The sequence below is a fragment of the Pseudomonas sp. GYB4201 genome, assembly GCF_056312595.1.
The window spans coordinates 13,280-34,857 of record NZ_JBWGIG010000002.1 but is presented as its reverse complement, the minus strand read 5'-3'; the positions used below and the strand labels follow the sequence as shown (position 1 = coordinate 34,857).

Below are 21,578 nucleotides of genomic sequence, written 5' to 3'. Positions count from 1 at the left end.
CCCTCTAGGTTTTCGACGGTTGGAGTTGCATGGCCAGCAGGATCAGGTGCGGCCGCGCGCCGCTGCCGGCGACACGACGGGCATTCAGGGTGATGGTGTGCGGGCCGCCGCCGGCCAGCACCTGCTCCACCACAAAACCATCGAAACTGGTGTTGTCCTGCAGAATGGTGCCCAACTGATTGCGCAGTGCCACGATATCCCATTGGCCGTTGCCCAACTCATATAGCCGACGGCCAGCAGTCTGCGCCGGCCCGGTGTGGAATTCACGATAGTACGAGCGACTGGCCGTCACCACCCGCAGGTCGTGATCGAGCAGCAAAAGCGGCTCGATCACCGTGTCCACCATGGCTTCGGCGAGTTCGCGGGCGGCCTGGATCGCCTGTTCGTTGGCCACCCGGGCGTTGATGTCGTGGAAGGTCATGACCACGCCGTCGATCACGTTGTCCAGGGTGCGGTAGGGCAGCAGGCGCGCCATGAACCAGTCGCCGGTGGTGGTGCACAGCTCTATCTCGCGGGGTATCAGGGTGTCGAGCACCTGTTGCGCGGGCACCAGCAGGTCGAGGTTGTCCAGGTACGACGTTATGTCGGCCAGCGGCCGCCCGACGTCCTTGGGGATCAGCCGGTAGATTTTCACCGCGTCGCGGGTGAAGCGGCGGATGGTCAGGTGGGTGTCGAGGAAAATGGTGCCGATGTTGATGCTGTCCAGCAGGTTCTTCATGTCGTTCTGCATGTCGCCCAACTGCTCGATCTTGGCCTGCAGCTCGGCGTTGACGGTCACCAGCTCCTCGTTCACCGATTGCAGCTCCTCACGCGAGGTCTCCAGTTCCTCGTTGGAGGACTGCAACTCTTCATTGGTGGACTGCATTTCCTCGTTCGCCGAGCTCAGTTCTTCGTTGGCGTCCTGCAGCTCGTCGATGGTGGCCTGCAGGTTGGCGCGGGTATAGGCCAGGTCGCGCTCCAGGCGCGTGACGTTCTCGGGGCTTGGCTGGCTCAGCGACTCGCTGCTGGTGACAGGCGCACCGGGCAGGTCCTGGAAGGTAATCAGCAGCAGGCGTTCGCCCTGGGCGCTGTCGGCCAGGCGCCGGGCGCTGACCTGCACCTGGCGGTTGATGCCATCGGTGGTGACGGTCAGCGGCTGCGTCAGGCTGCCGTCGGCCGCCTGCTGCACGGCGTTGCGGACGGCCAGTTGCAGGCCTTCGCGGGCCATGTCGATGACGCTCAGGCTGGGTTGGCCGGGCGCCGGGCGCAGGTAGTTGCCTGTGTCGCCGTGGATGTAGAGGATGGTGCCAGTCAGGTCGGTGACCACCGACGCGGGGCCGAAATCCTGCAACAGGGCGCGGCGGGTGAGTTCGGCGATGTTGCTTTCACGGGTCATTTTCGCGGGGTGTTCCGGTAGTTTGGCGATCCGTTCGGGCACCCAGGACAGGCTGCGGTTCAACGGCATGGAGGCGGGCATCGTACCCTTGATGGCCCGGTACAGTTTCCACTTGCGATGCAGCGGCGAAAACAGCGTGGCGTGGCCGCCGATGCTCTCGCTGGGGGACAGGAACAGCACGCCGCCCGGCTTCAGCGCGTAATGGAAGCTGGGCACCAGGCGGTTCTGCAGCGCGTGGCCCAGGTAGATCATCAGGTTGCGGCAGCACAGCAGGTCGAGCCGGGTGAAGGGCGGGTCCTTGATCACGTTCTGCACCGCGAACACGATCATCTCGCGGATTTCCTTGCGCACCCGGTAGCCCGCTTCTTCCTGGGTGAAATAGCGCTGCAGCCGGTGCGCGCCCACGTCCTCGGCGATGCTGGGCGGGTACAGCCCGGCCCGTGCGGTGGCGATGGCGTCGGCGTCGAGGTCGGTGGCGAAGAATTGCACGGTCAGCGGCTGGTCGCGGCCCTGCAGCAGCTCGTGCAGCAGGATGGCCAGTGAATAGGCCTCCTCGCCGCTGGCGCAGCCGGCCACCCAGATGCGCAGCATCTCGTCGCGGCCCTTGGCCGCCAGCATGGGCTGCAGCACCTGCGCCTGCATCACCTGGAACGCCAGCGGGTCGCGGAAGAACTGGGTGACGTTGATCAGCAACTCGTTGAACAGCAATTGCGCCTCGCTGGCGCTGGCTTCCAGCAGCTGCACATAGTCGGCTTCGCTGGCCACCTGTTGCACCTGCATGCGCCGTTCAATGCGCCGGGCGATGGTGCTTTTCTTGTACTGGGTAAAGTCGTGGCCCGTGCTTTGCCGCAGGTGCAGCAGAATGTGTTGCAGGGCGGTATTGGCCACCGGCAGCGGCTCGCTGAACAGCGCCCCGGCCATCTGCACCACGGTCAGCACCTGGGTGGCATTGCCGGCCTGGATCACGCTGTCGGGCATGCCGCTGTAGGCGGCTTCCTCGGGGGATTGCACCAGCGTCCTGCCGCCGTGGTCGAGAATGGCCCGGCAGCCACGGGTGCCGTCACTGCCGGTGCCGGACAGCACGATGCCCACCGCGCGCGCACCGTGTTGCTCGGCCAGGGAGGTGAAGCAGGTGTCGATCGGCCGGTGCTGGCCCGCGGGCTGCTGGCGCGGCCCCAGCACCAGGCGCTTGCCGGCCAGGCGCAGGTCGTGGTTGGGCGGAATCACGTACACCGTGTTGGCCAGCAGGCGCGCGCCGTCAGTGGCTTCCAGTACGGCCAGGGTGGTGGCGCGGCCAAGAATCTCGGCCAGCAGGCTGGGGTGGTCGGGGTCCAGGTGTTGAATCACCAGGAAACAGGCGCCCGAATCGGCCGGCATCAGGCGCAGGAAACCTTCCAGCGGCCCCAGGCCACCGGCGGAAGCGCCGAGGGCGACGATGAGTGATGACACGGTGGGGCCTGCGGTGGCGGGGGAGAGGCTTATCTTAACGGGTTTGATACGCGGGTGCGTCAAACCTGTAGCCGCTGCCGCAGGGGGTCACGGCCCCAGGTAGGCCTGCAGCTCCTTGGTGCGCTGCTCGGCGTGGGCCCGCTTGCAGCCCAGCGCCGCCAGCCCGCGAAGGCTGCCCGAGGCGTTCATCTGGTACACCGCTTCGCAGTCGGCGTCGCGGAACTTGATCCACGCGCGCTGGGCCACCTGCAGCTTCTGGCGCATCAGGCTGAACCTGTCCGTGGCGGTATCAGGCTGACCCAGCCGTTTCAACAGTTGCTGATACGCCGCGTTCAGTTGCGCCTCGGCGGCGTCTGCATCCAGCGCTGCGCACTGGGTCATCTGCACCGTGGTCAGCGCGTTGGCGCAGTCGGGCTTGGGTTCGCTGGCGGCGAATGCGCCGGTGGCCAGGGTGCCGAGCAGCAGGAGTACAAATGTTCTCATCGGTGCGCCCCCACCAGCAACAGCATCGGCCGCTCCACCTCATCGGCCAGTGCCGGCACCGCCGCCAGCTGTTGCGCCGTGGGGCCCCAGTCCTCGATATGCGCCAGGGTAAAGCCGGCGTCGATCACCGCGTTCAGTAGCGTGCCCAGGGTGCGGTGCTGTTTGACCACGCCGTCGGCCAGCCAATTGGTCACTCGCTCACCCTCGCGCTGGTAGCTGTCCACCGGCCAGGTCTTGCGCCCGTCCTTCGTAGTGACCCAGTCTGCGTGGCGCGCGGCCATGAAAATCGGGTGTTCGATGGAGAACACCAAGTGGCCGCCCGGCACCAACGCCTTGTGCGCTGCGGCCAGCAGGCCGGCCAGGTCCTTGAGGTAATGCAGGGTCAGCGAGCTGTAGACCAGGTCCACGCTGCACTCGGGCAACACCAACTGTTCCAGGTCGGCCTGGGCGTACTGGATGCGCGCGTCGCCGGTGGTGGCGCGGGCGCGCTCCAGCATCTTCTGCGACACGTCCAGCCCCAGCACGCTGCGCGCGCCCTGTTCGGCGGCCCAGCGGCAGAACCAGCCATAGCCGCAGCCCAGGTCCACCACCCGCACGCCGTGCATGTTCGGCAGCATGGCCTGCAGCGCCGGCCACTCGGCGGCGCCGTCCAGGCCGTGTACCGAGCGCCCCAGCTGGGCGTAATTGGCGAAGAAATCCGGGTTGTCGTAGATGTTCTGGGTCATGGGCAGCGGTCCTTGGCGTTTTCCCCAAGCCTACTACAGCCCGGTGGGTGCGACGGAGCCTATAGTGTAATAGCCAATGTCTTACACGCCGTGCTTCCAATCGCCTCTATGGGAAACCCGCCCGTGGCCTTAATCTACGTCCAACAGCTGAGGCAAAGGAGTTGCCCGGCGTCAGGATGACAGGCCACGAAAGGATTCACTTCGACAGGGAGTTGAATGGGCCAAAACACAAAACCCGCTTCGGCGGGTTTTTTGTTGGGCGCGATTTGAGCTTCTGTTCATATACGGAAATAGTCTGGGTATTGTTGGGTTGTACGGCTTTGCGTAGGGTGCCTACCTCGTTGCTCAAGCGACTCAAACACGAGATACCCAATGGACGCTGAGATGGAACAGTTCCAGCGTGATTTGCTGACCTCGGTTCGCCAGATGAAGGCAGGCCATGCAGCACGAATCACCCCAGTGGCGTTGTCCCGTGCGGCTGAGGCCCGTTCGCGGGTTGGCGTTTCCCAAAGCGTTTTTGCCAAGCTGCTCGGTGTGAGCCTGCGTACCTTGCAGGATTGGGAGCAAGGTCGCCGTCAGCCAACCGGGGCGGCGCAGACGTTGCTTCGCGTTGCCAGCCTGCACCCCGAGGTTTTGCGCGAGTTATCTGCGCTGGATTGACTAATCGAGCCTGGGTAGGGCCACCGGCCACCAGCGCTCACCGCCTGCCCGCAACCGCCGAAAATTACCCGTCCGATCAATAAAGATTCCGCCCGCGCCGCCGATGGCACAGGCGACAGCGTGTCGCAGAAGGCCGTCATCCGAAAACTTGACCAGGCTCTCCGAAAATCCGGCCCGAACGCTTACAATCCGTTCATCGCAAATGACCCGCACAGGCCTTGTCAGAACATGGCGCTCGACCCACCCACAATGTTGACGATCACCATCGCCCTGGCTGCCGCTGCCGCGCTGTACCTGGCGGTGGAGTGGGCCAGCGTGCGCTCGCCATCGCTGCTGCAGTGGAGCGCCGGTTTCGCCATCATCACCGTTGGCTCCACCCTGGCCCTGCTGCGCGGCAGCGGCCTGCTGGTGGTGGGCATCTGGTTCGCCAACGGCCTGCTGGTGACCGCCCACTGGCTGTTCCTGCTGGGCGTGGCGCGTTTCACCGAGGCGCGGCTGTCCAAGGCCTGGTACCTGATCATCGCCGTCTGGCTGGGCATGCTGTTCCTGCCCGACGGGCCCTGGTGGTCCAAGGTGATGATGGCCACGCAATCGAGCATGATCGGCCTTGTCACCCTGCGCGCCAGCTTCCTGCTGCGCCCCCACGGCAAGTCCCTCAGCGTGGGCGCCGTGCAGTTGCGCTACGTGCTGTTGCTGCACGGCCTGTTCTACTTTGCCAAGGCGCTGTCGGTGGTCATCCCCGGCACCCTGATCGACCTGGCGGCCTTCCGCGGCGAAATCATCCAGATCTCCCTGGTGGAAGGCGCCATGGCGATCATGCTGATTGCCCTGTCCATGACCGGCACCGAGCGCTACCGCCGCGAGCAGCACATCGCCCGCCTGGCCGCCCGCGACCCGCTCACCGCCCTGTACAACCGCCGCGCCCTGGAACAGCGGGCGCCGCGCCTGCTGCAGGATGTGTCCAGCGCGCGGCCTGGCGCCTTGCTGCTGATCGACATCGACAACTTCAAGCTGGTCAACGACCTGCACGGCCACACCGCCGGGGACCGCCTGCTGATTGCCCTGAGCGAGATGATCCGCGCGGTACTGCCCGAGCACGCCCTGGCCGCGCGGCTGGGCGGCGACGAATTCGTGATCCTGGTGAGCAACGCCTCGCGCGACGCCATCGTCGAACTGGGCAGCGCCCTGCGCGACCGCTTCCACAGCGCCGCCGCAGAGGCCTTCGCCACCCCTGAAGCGGTGACACTGAGCATTGGCGCCAACCTGTTCGACCAGCCGCCGGCCAGCCTGACGGCCTTGATAGAACTGGGCGATGCGGCGCTGTACGAATCCAAGCGCGGCGGCCGCGACAGCATTCGCCTGGTGGACTGGACGTGCGCGGGTGGGGAGCCGGTGCGCGCGCAGTGAGTGGCGCGGCAGGCGACCTGCCCGTGGTCAGTCCACGGGAAGGTCGGGAGTGCTGGTCAGTACTTGTCTGAGCGGACCCACTCGCCTAGCCCGACGTTGCGCCAGCCTGGTGTCACGGCACTACCCCGCGCCCCGGGACCGCTACGCGAGGTGTCCAGGCTGCCAATGTCGGAAATCGCCACGGTGTCGTAGCGGCCCGAATACACCGTGCTTTTCAGCACGAAGCTGCCGTTCTGCTCATCGATGCTTTCGAGCACCCCTTGCACGGCCAGCGGGTTGCCGCCTCCCGTGGTGGTCTTGCGCCACACCAGCAGGTAAGTCCCCTGCAATGCCTTCAGGGTTTCCACGGTGCGAGCACGCTCGACCTGGTCGTTCACGTAGGCATCGGCGGCTGAGCGCACAGGGGCTGTGAACTCTTCCAGGCGCATCACCAGCCGTATCGAGTCCTCGTCGATTTTCGTGCCCACGATGGTCGCAATGTAGGGTTGCGCGGCGGTGTAGGCCTCTTCGGCGGCGTTGGCGTCGGCGATGGCGTCGCTGGCGCTGCCGCCCACCGCGGCCTTGGCATCCTGCTTGACTGCGGCGATAGCGGTTTCCAGCACCTCGCCATTGGTTTGCTGGGCCTTGATAAGGGCTTTGAAGGCGGTGTCATCGCCGCCGTCGTATTGCTCGATGGCGAGACTGGCAGCACTGTCCTCGCGGGTAGCCACTGCAACCCCCCACACCAGTGCATACACCTCTGCATCGCGCAGGGCGCGCAAGGTGCTGGGGTCCTGGGTAGCGGCCTTGTTTTGCCGAATGGCAGCCAGGCGGGCGGTGACTGATTCATAGGTTTTACCAGCGCGAACGCTGGCCAACAGCTCGTTGAATTCCGAAGCCATGATGGCGATCTCCCTGTTCGTACATTCCATTGGTGACGCTTCCTGCGACTTAACCATAGCCATGGAGCACTGATGCGCAAATGACAATCATCTTCACCGACGAAGGGCGTCCGGCGAGCCGATCTGCTACAACTTAACCCTGCCCAACGTTGCGGAGGCCCCATGCAAACCCTCGACAAAGCCCTGGCCTTCCAGGCCCTGCACGCCCAGCCCAAGCTCTTCATCCTGCCTAACGCCTGGGACGCCGGCAGCGCGAAAATCCTCGAATCACTGGGTTACCAGGCCCTGGCCACCACCAGCGCCGGCCTGGCCTTCAGCCTGGGCCGCCGTGATGGCGAAGGGGCCGTGTCGCGCGCCGAAACCCTGGCCAACGCCCAGGCCATCGTCCAGGCCACCCACCTGCCGGTCAGCGCCGACTTGGAAAACGGCTTCGGCGACAGCCCTGAAGCTGTTGCCACCACCATCCGCATGGCCGGCGACATCGGCCTGGTGGGCGGCTCCATCGAGGATGCCACCGGCAACGCCGCGGCGCCCATCTACGACTTCAACCACGCCCTGGAACGGGTAATCGCCGGCGTCGAAGCTGCACGCAGCCTGCCGTTCCCGTTCACCTTCGTGGCCCGCGCGGAAAACTTCAGCCAGGGCCGCCCGGACCTGGACGACACCATCCACCGCCTGGTGGCCTTTGAACGGGCTGGTGCCGATGTGCTGTTCGCGCCGTCGTTGCCCAACCTCGAGGCCATTCGCCAGGTGTGCGCGGCGTTGGGCAAGCCGGTGAACGTGGTGATGGGGCTGGCGGGGTCGAAACTCACTGCCAGCGAGCTGGAAGGGGCAGGGGTGCGCAGGGTCAGCCTGGGCAGCTCGTTTGCCCGGGCGGCGCTGGGGGCGTTGCTGCGGGCGGCGCGGGAGGTGAGGGATGGCGGGACGTTTGAGTTTGCCGATGAGGCGCTTGGGTTTCGGGAGGCGAATGGGGTGATGGGCTCAAGTTACGAGCCGGATTTGTAGCTGCCACAAGGCTATGCCTTTCAATAGCTGATCAGCTACTGGCCTATGGATACATATCTTCCCTGTCGATCGCGTTGCGCAGGGCGACCTCTAATATGTGCAGGCAGGGTAGGGCGGTTGCTCAAATTTGCCCATCCTGTCGTGGCCAATTATATTGGCACCGCAGCCCTAGCCCGTCCTCTCCCAGAAGCCCTTCTGGTTCATGCTGGTGATGGCACTAGGTAAGTATTTATGGCCCCGCTCTGCGGGGCCATTTCGTTTCTGGGCGGCGGAAATCTTAGCTGCTCTGATGGTGCTGCCTCCCCCCGTTTTTTGTGTCGCTGTATGCCACGTGCTTTTCCGTCGATTTTGCCTGCTGCGTCCTTGGGGATGTGGTGGGCTGCGGCCAAACCCCAGGCACAAAAAAACCGACTCAAGGCCGGTTTCTCTGCTGCAAATCCCACTGAAATCATGACCGATTGCTGGTTTCCTGAGGCACCTGCAACTCAGGAATGAACGGCATGGGCGCACGCGCTTTGCCGTTGAGGCGTTTGCCCAGCTGCATGAAGGGCCACTCGACGTAGTGGTAACTCACATGGGCTGCCACAAACGCAAGGCCGGTAGCCACGAGTGCCAGCAAAATCGACGGCTTGGCACTGCCCAGCCAATAACCCGCCAGCAACGCCATGCTGGGGTGCAGCAGGTACAGCGAATAACTGCGGGTGCCCAGCCACAGCAGCAGTGGCTGCTGCAGGCGCACGCGCTGGGTCAGCACCAGGAAGCTGCTGATGGCCAGGGCATAGGTGAACAGATAGCGCAGCCAGTACTCGCCCAGGCCGGTGTCGAAGCCGTAGGCCGCGTAGAAGGTCGGCGGCAGCAGCACGCAGTAGGCGCCGAGCAGCGCAACAGCGCAGCGTTTGGTGGTGGCGGTGGCCTGGCCCAGTATCCAGTCGCGCCAGATCGAGCCGAACAGCATCAATGAAAGCCCCAGCGGCAGGGCGACCGGCAACTTGCGGTGTAGCAGCATGCGCGCCATGCCCATGGCCAGCGCAACCAGCAGCAGCCCCAGTGCGCAGAGGGCGCGGAACGTCGTATCGTGCAGCCTGCTCATCAGCGTCAGGCCCAGGCACAGGGCGTAGAACACCCACTCGATGAACAGTGTCCAGTACAGCCCCACCACGTCGTCGTACCCAAAAGCTGACTGCAGCATGGTCAGGTTGGCCATGATGGCGCGGCCACTCGGCAGCTCCGCGCCGGTCAGCGCCAGCATGGCGACGAACACCGCCATCGAGAGCCAGTAGGTGGGGTACAGCCGCAGCCCACGCGACACGATAAAGCGCCGGGCCCCGCCAGGGCCGGGGTGCAGGCTGAACGGGATGACCACCCCGCTGAGCAGGAAGAACCAGATGACCCCCATCTTGCCGATGTCGAGCAGGAAGTGGTCAGGCAGCGACCACGCCCCTAGCGAAGGCAGCCACAGGTGGGTGATGACGACCAGGACTGCAGCAATGCCCCGGAGGGAATCGAGGTAGGCAAGCCGATTCACGCTTTTTTCCTGGGCCAGGACTGGCGCGTCGATGACTGTCATGGGAAGTTCCTTAATAGAAGCAACCACACGCGCCCCAAGAAGGGGGAGGCATGTCAGTGGGCGATTAACCCGTAAGCCTGGCCCGGGTTGACGAGGGTGGGGCAAGTCGCAAACGCTGCGCAGGGGCATGGGACCCCGTGATGGGCAGGTTGGCGTTGAAAACGGTGGGGCACGCTACCGCCAAGGGCGACGTAGGCGCAGGTGTTCACATGTTTGAAGGGGATGTGGAAGCCGGATTGGCTTCGCTTCAGGCCTGTAAGACTGTGCAGAAACGGGGGAACGATTGACGCCTGATACAGACATTTAAGGTGTTACCAAATGCGTCGTCAATAGGTTTTGTCAAAGATGCGACGGAATGGGTGTCTGGGGATTTTGGGGTTGTTTAACGTGTTGATTTGTAATGAGTCGAGATGGCAGGTGGCCCCGCGATGCTTCACCTGTAGCAGCTGCCGAAGGCTGCGTCGCGCCGCGCAGGCGGCGCTCGATCTCAGGAATTACCTGGCGATGAATCGTGGTGGCGAGGCCCGGTTTATCAATGGCTGCACTCGCTGTAAAATCCTGCGCCAGCGTCCACGGTAGGACGCTCTTCGAAAAGGAGCTTCCCAATGTCCGCAAAACCAGCGGCTCGTATTTCCGATACACATGCCTGTCCCATGTCCGGCCACGCGCCAAACCCCATTGCAAGCGGTTCACCCGATGTGATTTTCGAAGGCATGCCGGTGGCTACGGTTGGCGACACTTGCAGTTGCGGAGCGTCCATTACCGAGGGGATGTCCACCGTATTCGTCAACGGAAAGCCCATCGCATTCCTGGGCAGCGCAACGAACCACGGGGGACAAATTATCACGGGCGCAAGCACCATTATCGTCGGCGACACGTTCGTGCCTGCGCCATTCAGTGGCCTGGCACCGATGCCTGGTCATTTCAATGAGCACTTCGTGCTCAAGGACGACTCGGGCGAGCCCCTTGCAGGGCGCCGTTACCAGCTGACGACCGCTTCTGGAAAAGTGCTCAAAGGTATCACTGACAGCCAGGGGAAAACCCAATCAATCGCCGCTGCTCAGGCAGAAAGCGTGCATTTGGAATATGAACCCCAAACTGAAGTAGTGATTGCTTGAGGGCAGGTCATGGCAAATGAGACAGCGAAATCGACGTTGAGCCCTAGCACTAATACTCAAGGTGCGCAGGTGCAGTCGCGGCAATTCAAGATCACTGATATTCCGGATGCAATGGACAAAATTGGTTGGCCAGTGTCGGCTGCGCTGATGAGGCACTGGTTTGCCGGCAAGCCTTGGGATACGCCCAATGGCGGCATGACGAGGGAAGTGAAAACGCATCAACTGCCAACGCCTGCCCAGTATGTTGAAGAAACTATCGTAAAAATGAGCTGGGTGGTCAGTTACCCTCGCGCACAGGAAGTGGCCAAGGTGCTTGAAGCGAACTGGAATAACATGAGCGCCCAGGCTGAAATTAAACGGCACGTTGCAGCGTTTTCTGCAGGCAAGGCGCCGGGCTCCTATCCGCTTCGGTTCAATGGCGTTGCGTCCAAGGCTGAGGCGTTCGGCTACTCCAATAGCCGAGTCGTTGAATTCAATCAGGAGGGCGACGACGACTTGAACGACCTGCGTGGCGCCTTGGCGAATTTCAATATGCGCGTCGTCGCTGAAGGGGACGTGGTGATAGATGCTCAGGGCATTAGGCTGGTGGCTGATACTATCGGTTTCTATGCCGAAGACAGCTACGATTTTGAAGACAATACGTTGATCAGCCAACCGCTGGGCTTCTGGAATTTCGATGGCATTGCCCCCAGTGTCGGAGAAGCGCTTTCAAAGAATGACACGATTACCCAGCAAGAACGGGTATTGGGTTACCAGTCTCTGTTCCAGGATGATGCGACTTCAAACCAAACATTCAGGCAGCTTGAACAGGGCAGGTACTATTTGATACAGAATAGTAGTTTCCAGAAGTACCGGGATCGCCACAAAGCTGGCGGGGACTTTACGGTTTACTCTGATATTTTATACAAGAAACTCACTGCGCCGGTGGTCATTGTTATCAAATGACTGATTTTAAAAAATTGAAGATTTTTTCGCTGGTTGTCGCGCTTTTTATTACGGCGGCGACTGGTGAGTTTTTCAGGCAGTTGAATGGCCGAGCGGACTTTACACTACGCAGCCCTAAAGGCGATTACCTTATCGAAAGCGTCACCCTTGGCGGGGTACTGTTTCCTCTGCGCGACAAGGTATTCGTGAGGGTGGTGGATGCCACGCGCCCGGGGGAGGTTTACCGCACCCCCCTTTACGCGGCCTCCATGTTGGATATGCGCTCGCCGTATGAAACGGAGGGTGAATTGTCCATTACCTGGGTGATCTTTGATAAAGCGCGGAAATCGTTTTCTCTAGGGGTTCCAGGATGGCAAGGTACTTGGCTTAATTTTTTTGTTGCCAACGTACCGTATGAGATTACTCCGAACGAGTGATCGAGGCTGTGACCCTTGAGTGCGGCACCGCTGAATGGAATGTCGGCTTGCGTTGCCGATGGCCCGCCGAGCGTAAAAGTGGCGTCTGGACAACCCTTTTGACACCGAAGGATTCAAGGGCTTGCCGGCGCTTCAGGGCAGCTCAAACGGCTTTGAAGCCAGGCAAACCGTTCATTGCGCGCCATTGTTTGACGATGCGAACCACGCCCGAAGGAGTGCTATCCGCACCTGGTTCTGGATAATAGATAAGGTCTGAGCCTGACGGGTGTTGGCTGATCTTTTCAAAATGCAGCAGCAATCGGTCTGCTTGCTCGTCAGTTGTACCATTGCGATCTTCGAAGGCAAGTGCTTCTAGAAGCTGTGTGAATTCTTCTTCGGTGTAATCGGAAAAGTTGTCTTTCAGTAGTGGGTCAGTCATGGTGTGCCTACTTGTTGCGGTGAAGGTCAATATGGTTTTTTGGGGTGTTCACTCGCAGGTTATCAACGTTGTACACCTCGCCATCTTCGGATACCTTGCGGACATGATGAAGCTCATACGATAGCCTGCCTCCCACCCGATCTGTCCGGCGTGCCCGCGGAGCCCTGCCTGTTTGCATCCGCCCGGTGTTCTGTGGAGCAAATTGCTCCGCGAAGGTGGAGGTCGATACGGCCTTCCAGAACGCCGATCTGAATTTATCGAACCCGGTAAAGTTTTGTCCTCTAAGGATGCTCTGATCAACTTGCTTTACGGCAGCCGCAAGTCGTAATTTTCTCAGCACGAAGCGCTATTTGCTGAATACGGCCTAGTTCAGCGGGCGTCGAGGGCGTTTTTCGCCCGGTTCACCTTGTTAAGAGCGCAGCTCACCCATACCCATGAGCTGTTTTCGAGCCATCCACAGATTCGACAGGGCGAATAGCGTGGTCAACTGAGCTGTGTTTTTCATCAGCCCCCGGAAGCGCACTTTCACGTAGCCAAACTGACGCTTGATCACCCGAAATGGATGCTCGACTTTGGCCCGTGTCTGAGCTTTGCAGTACTCGATCTTGCACTTGGCCTTGTACAGCACGCTGCGTTTATTGAGCCTGGAATACGTGCTGCGCCGCGCCGCGATTTGCCAGATCACCTCACGACTTTCATGCTCTTCACGATTCTCGACACCGGTGTATTCAGCGTCTGCATAAACTGCGTTTTCTTCGCCGTGCAACAGCTCGGCGACCTGCGTGACATCGGCCACATTGGCCGCAGTGCCGTGAACATGATGAACCAGCCCCGACTCTGCATCGGCGCCGATATGCGCCTTCATGCCGAAGAAGTATTGGTTGCCTTTCTTCGTCTGATGCATCTCGGGATCACGCTTTCCTTCCTCGTTCTTGGTCGAGCTGGGAGCATGAATGATGGTCGCGTCGACGATGGTGCCTTGGCGCAGGGACACCCTTTGTCTTGCAGATAACCGTTGATGACCGCGAGATGGCAGGCGCCAATTGATGCTTCTCCAGCAGGTGCCGGAAGTTCATGATCGAGGTGTCTTCAGGGATCGGCGCGCTCAGTGTCAGACGCGCGAACTGACGCATGGGCGTGATTTCGTAGAGCGCTTCTTCCATGGCTGGGTCGCTCAGGGAGAACCCGTTTTGCAACAGATGAATGCGCAGCATGGTTTCCAGAGGATACGGTTTTCTGCCACCGCCGGCCTTGGGGTAGAACGACTCGATCAGGCCCAGCAGACCTGTCCAGGGCACAACCTGATCCATCTCGGCGAGGAAGCATTCTCGGCGTGTCTGCTTGCGCTTGCCGGCATATTCGATATCGGAAAAGCTCATCTGGCTCATGGGCGGCTCGGATCAGGTGGTCGGGCGCTTTTCGCATACGCGGGACTTGTTCGGACAATCCCGAGTACAAGTCATCTGACTGTCGCTCAAAATCTGGCTGACCGCTTTGGAAGCTGCCGCTGACGACCTGCCACTATCGGCCAGAAGCGACTGTTATAAATGGTCGTCACCGAGTATCTACTTAGTTGCCAGTTGAAGCTTACGAACCAAGTTTATTACATAGTGCTCATTACTCGTGTGGCTGAGACCTGAGGTGATGAAATTCCGAACTTCTCCGTCATCAGCAGTGCAAGCGAGTCCACTTCTAATCTGTATTGTTAACTGCTGCTCATCTAGCTGAATTTTTATACTTCGAACTGGAGAGTCCTCCCTTCGATTGTATCGCTGCAAGGCTTTATATAGGTCGTAGAAATCAAAATCAATTCGAATTGAGTTTCTTGGTAGCTTACGGGCAACGTACAGGCTCGGGCAAAAATCAAAAATAAACGCCTTTTCGGTGTGCCTAATAAATGCCGGCAAGTTGTGATGTATTCTCCGATCACCATTCTTGTCAATATCTACTGAAAAACCCCAAGATTGTTTTAAGTGAATACTTAGATCTTTAAAGTCGCGCTCTGCTTCACCAATTTTCCGGAGTTTTGCTCTAAAGTGACTTTTAAAGACGGCGCGATCATAATAAGCATAACGAAGCTCCCAAGAATCCCATTCGCATGCCTTGCATACATGCGCCAAGGCTTGTATGCGAAACTCTCCGTCTCGAAAAATTTCGTTATGGCACTTTGAGCAGGCGGGAACATTTTGTACCGTGGACTCGTCAGTTATCACGTCGAAAAAATTTACAAGGCGCTCTAGTGTCACCGAAAGGGATCGAGCCCATTCATCAACCGCTAGATCCACAGAAACACTGTAAACCCTATCGTATTTGAAAAAACGTAGCAGGTTCATTGGAATCAAATAGGTATTGTAATAGCGACCGGTCTCCTTCTGGAAACGATGCATTACCAAATAATCTGCCCCTTTATATTGCGGGTTACTCATTGTAATCTTGCGCACAATAGTGCTTTTTACTTCTATATAGTTTCCTTTGAAAATGGCATCGTGGCCTTTGCTGTTTACTTCTCCTTGCTCCCCTGGTAGCAGTAACTCCGTAAGTGCTTCCCCTGCCGCCCCCATAATGCCCTTGGCATCAAACCCTTGACCAATGAGTTCCGGCTCCCGCCCTAATGCATAGATTGACTTTGCAACCTCCTTCCATGCAGCTGGAGTCTTCATGTTGCTTAGTCGTTCGTTGCCTTTAATGATTTTATCGAATCGCACCTCGTTTTCTATGCAATGCCTTACGTATTCATCCCAAGGCTGTACTTTTTTATTTCCAGCAATAATATCGAATGGTAAGCCCGAACTATTTTTCACAAAAACGTCCACCTATCCCCTGACGCTTGATCATGATTGGGATGCTCTTCAATTCAGTGCCAGCCAAGTGTATACCGCAGTCTGGGACTTCAATATTTGGGGTTAGCGCTTCATCGGAACCAAAAAATATCTGGCGATAGCGTGAATTTTGTTTTTGACAGTCACGGCACGTCAAGCGAATTTCGAGGTCCGCAGCTATCGGTAGAATATTTTGCGAAAAAATTGCAATTGGTCGACTTCCGATCAAAGTTTACTCCTTGTACTGGTCAATCCGATGCAAAAAACTGGTCAAGTCGTATGCAAATGACTGCCCAGTGGTAATGCAAGCAGATGGTCAATGGGATGCAATTTTCCATAATGTGGAGTTACCGCAACCAAGACGCCAGAATCTCGGGGAGTCAGTCTTTTGGTAGGTCGAAGCCGAATGGCAACTCGCCAAATTCCTGCCATTGGCTTCGGTAACCTACGAGCCAATCATCAGGGTCTCGACCCTCAAACAACGATGTGAGCCAGTTCGATCGATCGGAGTTCTTGAGGTAGAACTTGGGGTGGTGAGATCCAAGGTCTGCCATGTCGATGTCAGCGTATCTGTAGCTGGTGAGTACGCGACCGCCACAATGCTTTTTCAAGAAGGTGATGAGCCTCAGAAGGTTGCCATGCCCGCCACTCCCCATGCCCTCCTTCAGCATAAAACTAGCGCCTGATCTTCCCATCGCATATTCATTGGTTCGGACGTTATGCCTGATGCAAAGCATTTCGCCGTCAAGGCGCCCGCCAGCTATTCGCAGAAAATTAAAGTGAACATCCGGGTTGGCGAAGTCATGGAGAAAAAAATCCGAGTAGGCGGTTCCGATGTGTGAAATTGGAAACATCTCCCCTAAACCTACCAGGAGCCAATCTGGGGAGCACTGGGACCACGCTACCAACCTATCGAGCATGTCAAACGAAGGGTCTGCAAGGCCTTGGAGGCAGTCAAGGAAATGACCTGGCGACTCTTCTCCAATGGTTCGGGCCACCCGGTACAAGTAGCATTCGCTATTTGAGAAGGCGCCATCATTTCTAACTTGAGCGATGAGCTTGTCAATCCGTGTTCCCACACCGGCTTGCCAGGATTGCCGATAGGTTTGCTGATCAGTGTGCTGGCTAGCACGCACAAATTGTGTGACATATCCCTGCAAGGCATAACGAATCTCTGCTTCGACAGACCTATGGTTGAGTGCGGCGGAGTCGGCGAGTGTTTCGTGAATAGGATCTGGAATATCTCGGATTGTGATTCTGGCCATCAGGAAGGCTCCATGAATGTGTTTGCGCCAATCTACCATCAATTATTCCTGGTTATCTAGGTCAAGTCGACATCAATTTTTCCTGTATTTTTGCGTCATTGTGACGTCATTATGATGTCGTGTGCGGTTCGGCACCTGCGAGCAGCTCATCCTTGGGGGCCGGGTTTGCCGAGGCGCAGGTTCGAAAATAATGCTGGGTGGCATATGCGAACGTGCCGCATCAGTGCGTGATAGCGGCGGCCCTGAGCTCCTTGAACCTGTGCATGATGTCGATTACGAGCGAGTTGAGGGCTAGGATCTTCATAGCTCTGGTAGCCGATACATACAGCAGATTTAGCTCGTCATGTCGGCGTCTGGCAGAGCTCCAGTAGCTGCAGATCGCTGACGACTGGAGCCGGCAACGTCACAGGTGCAGGTGCAGGTGCAGGTGCAGGTGCTACAGATGTTGCAAGCTGGATGGTGGGAGTATGGCGTTTGGCGGAACGCAGGTACTCCCGAAAGGCAGTACCAACAAATTCGCCAAAGCGGTAGCTGGCTGTGCTCATGGTGTTTCTCCTGCAACGAACACGCGGAGAAACACAACCCTGGGCGGGGAGTAGTGCGATGAGTGTGCAACCATCGACAGGCAAGCCAGTCGACCGTTCGCGCTTCCGGATGCTTAGCGAACTTTGGGTTGGATCAATGCGGTGGGCCGCATCGCAGTCTTGAGATCCGGACTGCTTCGGACATGTTGCTGACGACGTCAGCTATCACTTGCTTAGTGATGCGAGCTTGCTTTATGCCTGTCAAGCTTGATTTTGCTAGAATATAGGGCTATGGCATAGGTTCGCTTATCATTCTATATTCGTGAGTTGCAAGTTTCATTTTGAAAACTGGTATTTTGATTTTTTGGCATATTTTCAGGATGCTTTCCTGATCTAGGGTAGATATCCTCGCTCCTAGGTGAACTGCCTTGAGCGGTGCGTTTACGCTCATGGACTTCTGTTCAGGGCCATCTGCTATAACAAGTCGCCACTCTTTTTCGTACTTCCAGTCATTCGCTTTTCTTAACGCTGCAGCCACGCCAAATAGGTTGTTGAAAGTGTTGGCTTTCTGTTGCTCGACAAATATTTTAGATATGTCGAGGAGCTCGTCTGAGTATGCTACTGGCCACAAGGATATTTCTAATTCCTTGTTGGTAGTAAAGTCGTACTCCATGGCAAAACCGGTGTGATTACTCCCGTAGTGACCCCATGTAACCACTGAGTCAACGCGCTCGCTCAAGCTGCATATCTTGTAGCTGTTTTGTATTGAATCTACAAGTCCTTTTATTCCCTCAGCACTGAAAGCTTCATGCTCACGTAGTTTTTCATCGATTTCGAATTTGTCGAGCTGATTTTCAAGGCAGTACTCATAGAAACTTCTCAGCGGTTCTGCGTTATTTAAAAAATTTTCACATAGATCTTTAGGGAGGTTTAAGGTGCGACACATAATCATAATGCTTACATTGTCATAGCGTCCCCAGAATGCTGCGTCATAAGGGTCGTTGAAAGTGTTAGCTGTAGCCAGGTGTAATGTTCTGTCTCTAAGATTTTTAAGAGCATAGTCTGAGCAGTTTCTGATTTTGTACAGCTTTTGAGGGGTGTGTTTGTTTTTGGATTCTAATATAGATCTTATTAAGTCGGGGGTCATGAGTTCTGCAGCGAATTTATCCATCAAAGACTTGACCCATGGTCTATCCATTTTAAAATTTCCCGCGCAATGAGTTCGGTTGCGTATCGCAAAAAGCTATTCTTGGGTTTTTGAGTAAGAAAATCAATAGTTACAAGAGAGGATGGCTTGGAAGCGAGCACATCTAATGTCCACTTCCAAGCATCAGCAATTGAGCTAGGAGCCCTCTGAACAAGTCTGTTTTTCGCTCGAAGAGCCTGCTGTAGCCCGCGTATTTACAGGGGGCAGTGCAGCTCAAAACGACTTGTTCGGAGGATCCCTAAGCGCGTCTGCCAACTCTGTGGGAATGGGCGCGCCAATACCTGAGCCCGCATCGGCAAGCCAGACACCTTCAACGTCCACGCCTCGGCCGGTCACCGTGCCCGGCGCCGTCCGCACGCTCATCACGATGTAGAGCGGTGGTACCCCTGATTCTGCGGGGAAAACCAGTAAGTAGTCTTGATATTCGGGTGGGTATAGCGGATTAACGATGATCTGGTCCGCTTGGTCTGTTGCAGGGTAAATCCAGATATGGGGTGCTTGGGGCGAGCCCTTCAACGGAGGTATGCCAGGTTTGGACCCAGGGGAAGTCACTGGTGTCCAAATCAGGGTGACGCCGTTGCCAAAATCCGCAATTTGTTTCTGATCTCGGGTTTTGAACTGCACCACCGGGATCATCTCCCAATCACGGTGCCGCTCGGTGTTGAAACCGTAGCCTTTCAATGACCCATCAGGATTCTGCACTACGTGAAGCCTTACCCTGGTACGTGCCAGGTCGAGTGTCCTGAGTTGTTGCTCCGAGTACAGGCTGCCATCGGCAAGATCTGAGGGCCATAGCAGCGCAAGTACACCCGTTAGGAAAGTGGCGGCGGTGCTTGCCCCCACGGCCGCGGCCGCGCTGCTAGACGTAACGCCAGCGCCAGCGGTTATTGTCGATCCACCCCGAAGCAGCAATGTGCCTAGAGCCGCCGGTAAAGGGCTACCACCGATCTTGTACCGAGGGATGTTACCGTCAGGATCGGATTGAGCACCGCTCAGAATGGCGTGGTTGCCGTAGTTGCTCACCGGTTCGACGGGAATGAACCCTGAATGTAACGTGTAATTGAAAATTCCCTGGGGCAGGTGGCAGGACTTTGTGAAAACACATCCGGTATCTGGAGGGCGTGGAGTTGGGACTCGGCGGGCTGGAAATTCGGGGGCGGTGGGGCTGATCTGAGCTTTGCTTTGGAGGGCTGACGTTTTGCTTCGGCTGCTTGGGTTGCTCGCCGCCGCTGTAGCGCATTTTCATAGCAGACCTTGCAGTGGTGCCCGGCCCATGGTCTTTTTTCCATGTGTTGAATGCCTTCAGAATGTTCGAACTCGTGCCCACGTCGTGATGTGGGGGAGCCGCAAAGGCTGCCTGCCTGCTACAACGTGATCTGTAGGACTATTCTGAAACTGCTGAAGCCGATTACTTTGTAGGCGCTGTAGCTCCGGGACCAGTGATGCGAGTGCGCATATATTTAGATGCCGGTCATGAGCTCGCTCTGTCTGTTCAGAACGCCGAACCAGCTGCTAATCCAGCCCAGCGTCACAACGCAATCAGCCTGCGTTGCTGTATGCCACCGGTATCGTCAGGTCATGCACGATCGCCTGCGCCATCTCCCCCAAATAAGCCGCTGCCCACGCCAGGTGAGGACCGTCGTCGCCCATGGCGGCGTCTGTCATCAGTTGATTGGCGATGAGTTGCAGGTTGGCGCTGTGGGCCAGGGCATCCACGAGTGGGACGTCGGGGTTGACGGTGAACAGTGGGGTGGCGCTGGGGCCGCAAGGGGCAAAGGTGGTTTGGCCTTGGGTTTGGTGCGGGGTTGGATCGGTCATAGCTATTTCCCTATATCGGTGAAGCCACGCCGCCTGCCGCCAAGCAGGTTTAGGGGTGGCAAATTGCACAAGGTTGGCGGACCGGCGATATAGGAACCGGCACCCCGTGAGGGGTCCCTGCGCAATTCGCCATAGCGTTGCTCCTGAACGAGGTCAGGGAGCGAGGTTTTGGCACGTTGCGCCTATATCGTTTGGGGCCGCCAAGCCCGCGTGGGAGATTGTCCCAGCGTGGATGGTACAGATTTTTGGGGGCGTGGGTCTACTTCGATGACTAGCTCTTACGTTACGGTGGGTAGGCGCGGTTGGATGACGGTCATGAAGCTTCCGTGTAAACGTAGCTCCGGCGACATGTCGTCGTGCCTGCTACGTTGGTCATGCGGTTGCGTTACTTCAGAGTTCCATCAGGGGTTGATATGGATATTAAAGAGCTTTGCGATAGTCATGAAATAGATGTTCGAAAGTTTGGGGTCGCCTTGGGAGGTGGCGGATTCACAATGACGAAGCTTGATACGTCTCCCATGGAATTCTTGATGCTGGCAGAGGAAGACTTCGAGAGAGGTGGTCTGTCCGCGCTTGTTAACGCAACTACCAATGCGAAGCGAGCAATCGTCTGTCAGGTTGACCAATTGTTGATTTCGTTTGGGTATCGGTCGCTTGGGTGGGCCGTTCCCAAAAAACTTGATCGATTAAAGGCGCTCGGTCTGTTGACGCCTAGTCTTTTGCGGAAAGTTGTGGGTGTGCGGAATATTATCGAGCATGAATATTCAAAGCCGAAATTGGAGTTTGTAAAAGAAGCGCTGGATATTTCCAGTTTGTTTGTGATGTCGGCATCGGCTATGTTTATTCCGTTTGATGACGTCCTAGAGTTTTCGCTGCCTGACATCGCTGCTTCTGGTCAGGAAGTGACGCACTTTACAGTGGGTTTGAATCGAGAGGATCGAGGCGTTTTTTATAGGCTCTACGCATACGGAGCCGGCACGTTTTGCGGGCGATGTGTCTCGCAATGTGAAATTCCTTCAGGGCATATTGTCTTTGAAGCAATGGTACGGCTTTCCGCAGCCCTGATGCTTCAATACAAGATCGATGAGGCGTTACGGAATCTTGAGGAGGCTTTCGCTCAAATGTAGTAGCAACTGTCTTGCGGGAACTGGCTTGCCAGCGAGTTTTCGCGAACTAAACCGCTAGCCCCGTAGAGAACGTAGCAGCAACTGTCTGGAAAATGGCGTCGTCTGCATCGCGACTAAAGTCGGCTCCTACGCCGGTCGTGGTAGGAGCCGGCCTTGGCCGCGATGCAGGCGACGCGGTCTATGGGGTATCCGCATTCGCGTAGCAGCTGCCGAAGGCTGCATCCGGCGGCGGTCCTGCGTTGCTCCAGGACGCGGCCTGCGGCGGATGGCCGCCCCGCCGCTGCTACAGGCGCGCCGTGCGCAGGACTTCGCGTAGCCGCTGCCGCCAGGCTGCGCTGGCCCCTGAGTGCACTGAAGATCTCCAGCGAA

The 21,578-nt window shown here is 57.9% G+C and carries 20 protein-coding genes and 1 pseudogene; 7 read left to right on the top strand and 14 right to left on the bottom strand.

Features of this window, described 5'->3' with window-relative positions; translation table 11 throughout:
- Window positions 1-4 precede the first annotated feature (4 nt).
- From AC0Z2B_RS02310 to AC0Z2B_RS02300, 3 genes are all read right to left on the bottom strand, one after another.
- A complete protein-coding gene (locus AC0Z2B_RS02310; RefSeq protein WP_476294959.1) occupies window positions 5-2,824 on the bottom strand; it encodes a chemotaxis protein CheB in 2,820 nt (939 codons plus the stop codon).
- 87 nt (window positions 2,825-2,911) lie between these two features.
- A complete protein-coding gene (locus tag AC0Z2B_RS02305; RefSeq protein ID WP_476294958.1) occupies window positions 2,912-3,307 on the bottom strand; it encodes a lysozyme inhibitor LprI family protein in 396 nt (131 codons plus the stop codon).
- Entirely contained in the window at window positions 3,304-4,032 is a 729-nt protein-coding gene (locus AC0Z2B_RS02300) for a class I SAM-dependent methyltransferase (RefSeq protein WP_476294957.1), read from the bottom strand. Before AC0Z2B_RS02300 ends, AC0Z2B_RS02305 begins: the two co-directional genes overlap by 4 nt.
- A 372-nt stretch (window positions 4,033-4,404) precedes the next feature.
- Here AC0Z2B_RS02300 and AC0Z2B_RS02295 point away from each other — a divergent pair, with 372 nt between their 5' ends.
- Both AC0Z2B_RS02295 and AC0Z2B_RS02290 read left to right on the top strand, forming a co-directional pair.
- Window positions 4,405-4,692, top strand: a complete 288-nt coding sequence (locus AC0Z2B_RS02295; RefSeq protein ID WP_476294956.1) for a helix-turn-helix domain-containing protein — start codon at window positions 4,405-4,407, stop codon at window positions 4,690-4,692.
- A gap of 228 nt (window positions 4,693-4,920) precedes the next feature.
- On the top strand, window positions 4,921-6,099 hold the full coding sequence (locus AC0Z2B_RS02290) for a GGDEF domain-containing protein (protein WP_476294955.1): 1,179 nt from the start codon (window positions 4,921-4,923) through the stop codon (window positions 6,097-6,099).
- Between the two features lie 56 nt (window positions 6,100-6,155).
- On the opposite strand, the gene AC0Z2B_RS02285 is transcribed toward AC0Z2B_RS02290, so the two are convergent.
- Window positions 6,156-6,980 (bottom strand): hypothetical protein, encoded by an 825-nt coding sequence (locus AC0Z2B_RS02285; RefSeq protein WP_476294953.1) that lies wholly within the window; start codon window positions 6,978-6,980, stop codon window positions 6,156-6,158.
- A gap of 162 nt (window positions 6,981-7,142) precedes the next feature.
- Here AC0Z2B_RS02285 and AC0Z2B_RS02280 point away from each other — a divergent pair, with 162 nt between their 5' ends.
- The gene (locus AC0Z2B_RS02280) at window positions 7,143-7,985 is read left to right on the top strand and encodes an isocitrate lyase/PEP mutase family protein (RefSeq protein WP_476294952.1); all 843 of its coding nucleotides are present in this window, start codon (window positions 7,143-7,145) and stop codon (window positions 7,983-7,985) included.
- 448 nt (window positions 7,986-8,433) lie between these two features.
- Here the strand turns inward: AC0Z2B_RS02280 and AC0Z2B_RS02275 are convergent, their stop codons facing one another.
- Window positions 8,434-9,552: an acyltransferase family protein gene (locus tag AC0Z2B_RS02275; RefSeq protein ID WP_476294951.1), complete on the bottom strand. Its 1,119-nt coding sequence runs from the start codon at window positions 9,550-9,552 to the stop codon at window positions 8,434-8,436.
- A 605-nt stretch (window positions 9,553-10,157) separates the two neighbouring features.
- Between AC0Z2B_RS02275 and AC0Z2B_RS02270 the strand changes: the two genes are divergently transcribed.
- Genes AC0Z2B_RS02270 through AC0Z2B_RS02260 form a run of 3 tightly spaced genes read left to right on the top strand, consistent with a single transcriptional unit; the run spans window position 10,158 to window position 12,031 of the window.
- Window positions 10,158-10,670, top strand: a complete 513-nt coding sequence (locus tag AC0Z2B_RS02270; RefSeq protein WP_476294950.1) for a PAAR domain-containing protein — start codon at window positions 10,158-10,160, stop codon at window positions 10,668-10,670.
- A 9-nt stretch (window positions 10,671-10,679) separates the two neighbouring features.
- Complete coding sequence (locus AC0Z2B_RS02265) at window positions 10,680-11,615, top strand: DUF6402 family protein (RefSeq protein WP_476294949.1); 936 nt, start codon at window positions 10,680-10,682, stop codon at window positions 11,613-11,615.
- A complete protein-coding gene (locus tag AC0Z2B_RS02260; protein ID WP_476294948.1) occupies window positions 11,612-12,031 on the top strand; it encodes a hypothetical protein in 420 nt (139 codons plus the stop codon). The genes AC0Z2B_RS02265 and AC0Z2B_RS02260 overlap by 4 nt, the downstream gene beginning before the upstream one ends.
- A 142-nt stretch (window positions 12,032-12,173) precedes the next feature.
- Here the strand turns inward: AC0Z2B_RS02260 and AC0Z2B_RS02255 are convergent, their stop codons facing one another.
- The 9 genes and pseudogenes from AC0Z2B_RS02255 to AC0Z2B_RS02215 form a co-directional block, all read right to left on the bottom strand.
- Entirely contained in the window at window positions 12,174-12,449 is a 276-nt protein-coding gene (locus AC0Z2B_RS02255; protein ID WP_476294947.1) for a bacteriocin immunity protein, read from the bottom strand.
- Between the two features lie 7 nt (window positions 12,450-12,456).
- Window positions 12,457-12,789, bottom strand: a complete 333-nt coding sequence (locus AC0Z2B_RS02250) for an HNH endonuclease (protein ID WP_476294946.1) — start codon at window positions 12,787-12,789, stop codon at window positions 12,457-12,459.
- Window positions 12,790-12,858: 69 nt separating this feature from the next.
- A pseudogene (locus AC0Z2B_RS02245) lies at window positions 12,859-13,837 on the bottom strand (IS5 family transposase).
- A 177-nt stretch (window positions 13,838-14,014) separates the two neighbouring features.
- Entirely contained in the window at window positions 14,015-15,250 is a 1,236-nt protein-coding gene (locus AC0Z2B_RS02240; protein WP_476294945.1) for a hypothetical protein, read from the bottom strand.
- 398 nt (window positions 15,251-15,648) lie between these two features.
- The gene (locus tag AC0Z2B_RS02235; RefSeq protein ID WP_476294944.1) at window positions 15,649-16,572 is read right to left on the bottom strand and encodes a FitA-like ribbon-helix-helix domain-containing protein; all 924 of its coding nucleotides are present in this window, start codon (window positions 16,570-16,572) and stop codon (window positions 15,649-15,651) included.
- A gap of 302 nt (window positions 16,573-16,874) precedes the next feature.
- Window positions 16,875-17,078, bottom strand: coding sequence for a hypothetical protein (locus tag AC0Z2B_RS02230; protein WP_476294943.1), 204 nt, complete (start codon window positions 17,076-17,078; stop codon window positions 16,875-16,877).
- Between the two features lie 268 nt (window positions 17,079-17,346).
- Window positions 17,347-18,255 carry a DUF2971 domain-containing protein gene (locus AC0Z2B_RS02225; RefSeq protein ID WP_476294942.1) on the bottom strand — a complete coding sequence of 303 codons (909 nt, stop codon included), beginning with the start codon at window positions 18,253-18,255 and terminating at the stop codon, window positions 17,347-17,349.
- 222 nt (window positions 18,256-18,477) lie between these two features.
- Complete coding sequence (locus tag AC0Z2B_RS02220) at window positions 18,478-19,107, bottom strand: S-type pyocin domain-containing protein (protein WP_476295139.1); 630 nt, start codon at window positions 19,105-19,107, stop codon at window positions 18,478-18,480.
- Window positions 19,108-19,803: 696 nt separating this feature from the next.
- The gene (locus AC0Z2B_RS02215; RefSeq protein WP_476294941.1) at window positions 19,804-20,082 is read right to left on the bottom strand and encodes a DUF3077 domain-containing protein; all 279 of its coding nucleotides are present in this window, start codon (window positions 20,080-20,082) and stop codon (window positions 19,804-19,806) included.
- A gap of 413 nt (window positions 20,083-20,495) precedes the next feature.
- Here AC0Z2B_RS02215 and AC0Z2B_RS02210 point away from each other — a divergent pair, with 413 nt between their 5' ends.
- Entirely contained in the window at window positions 20,496-21,209 is a 714-nt protein-coding gene (locus AC0Z2B_RS02210; protein ID WP_476294939.1) for a hypothetical protein, read from the top strand.
- The last annotated feature ends 369 nt before the right edge of the window (window positions 21,210-21,578 follow it).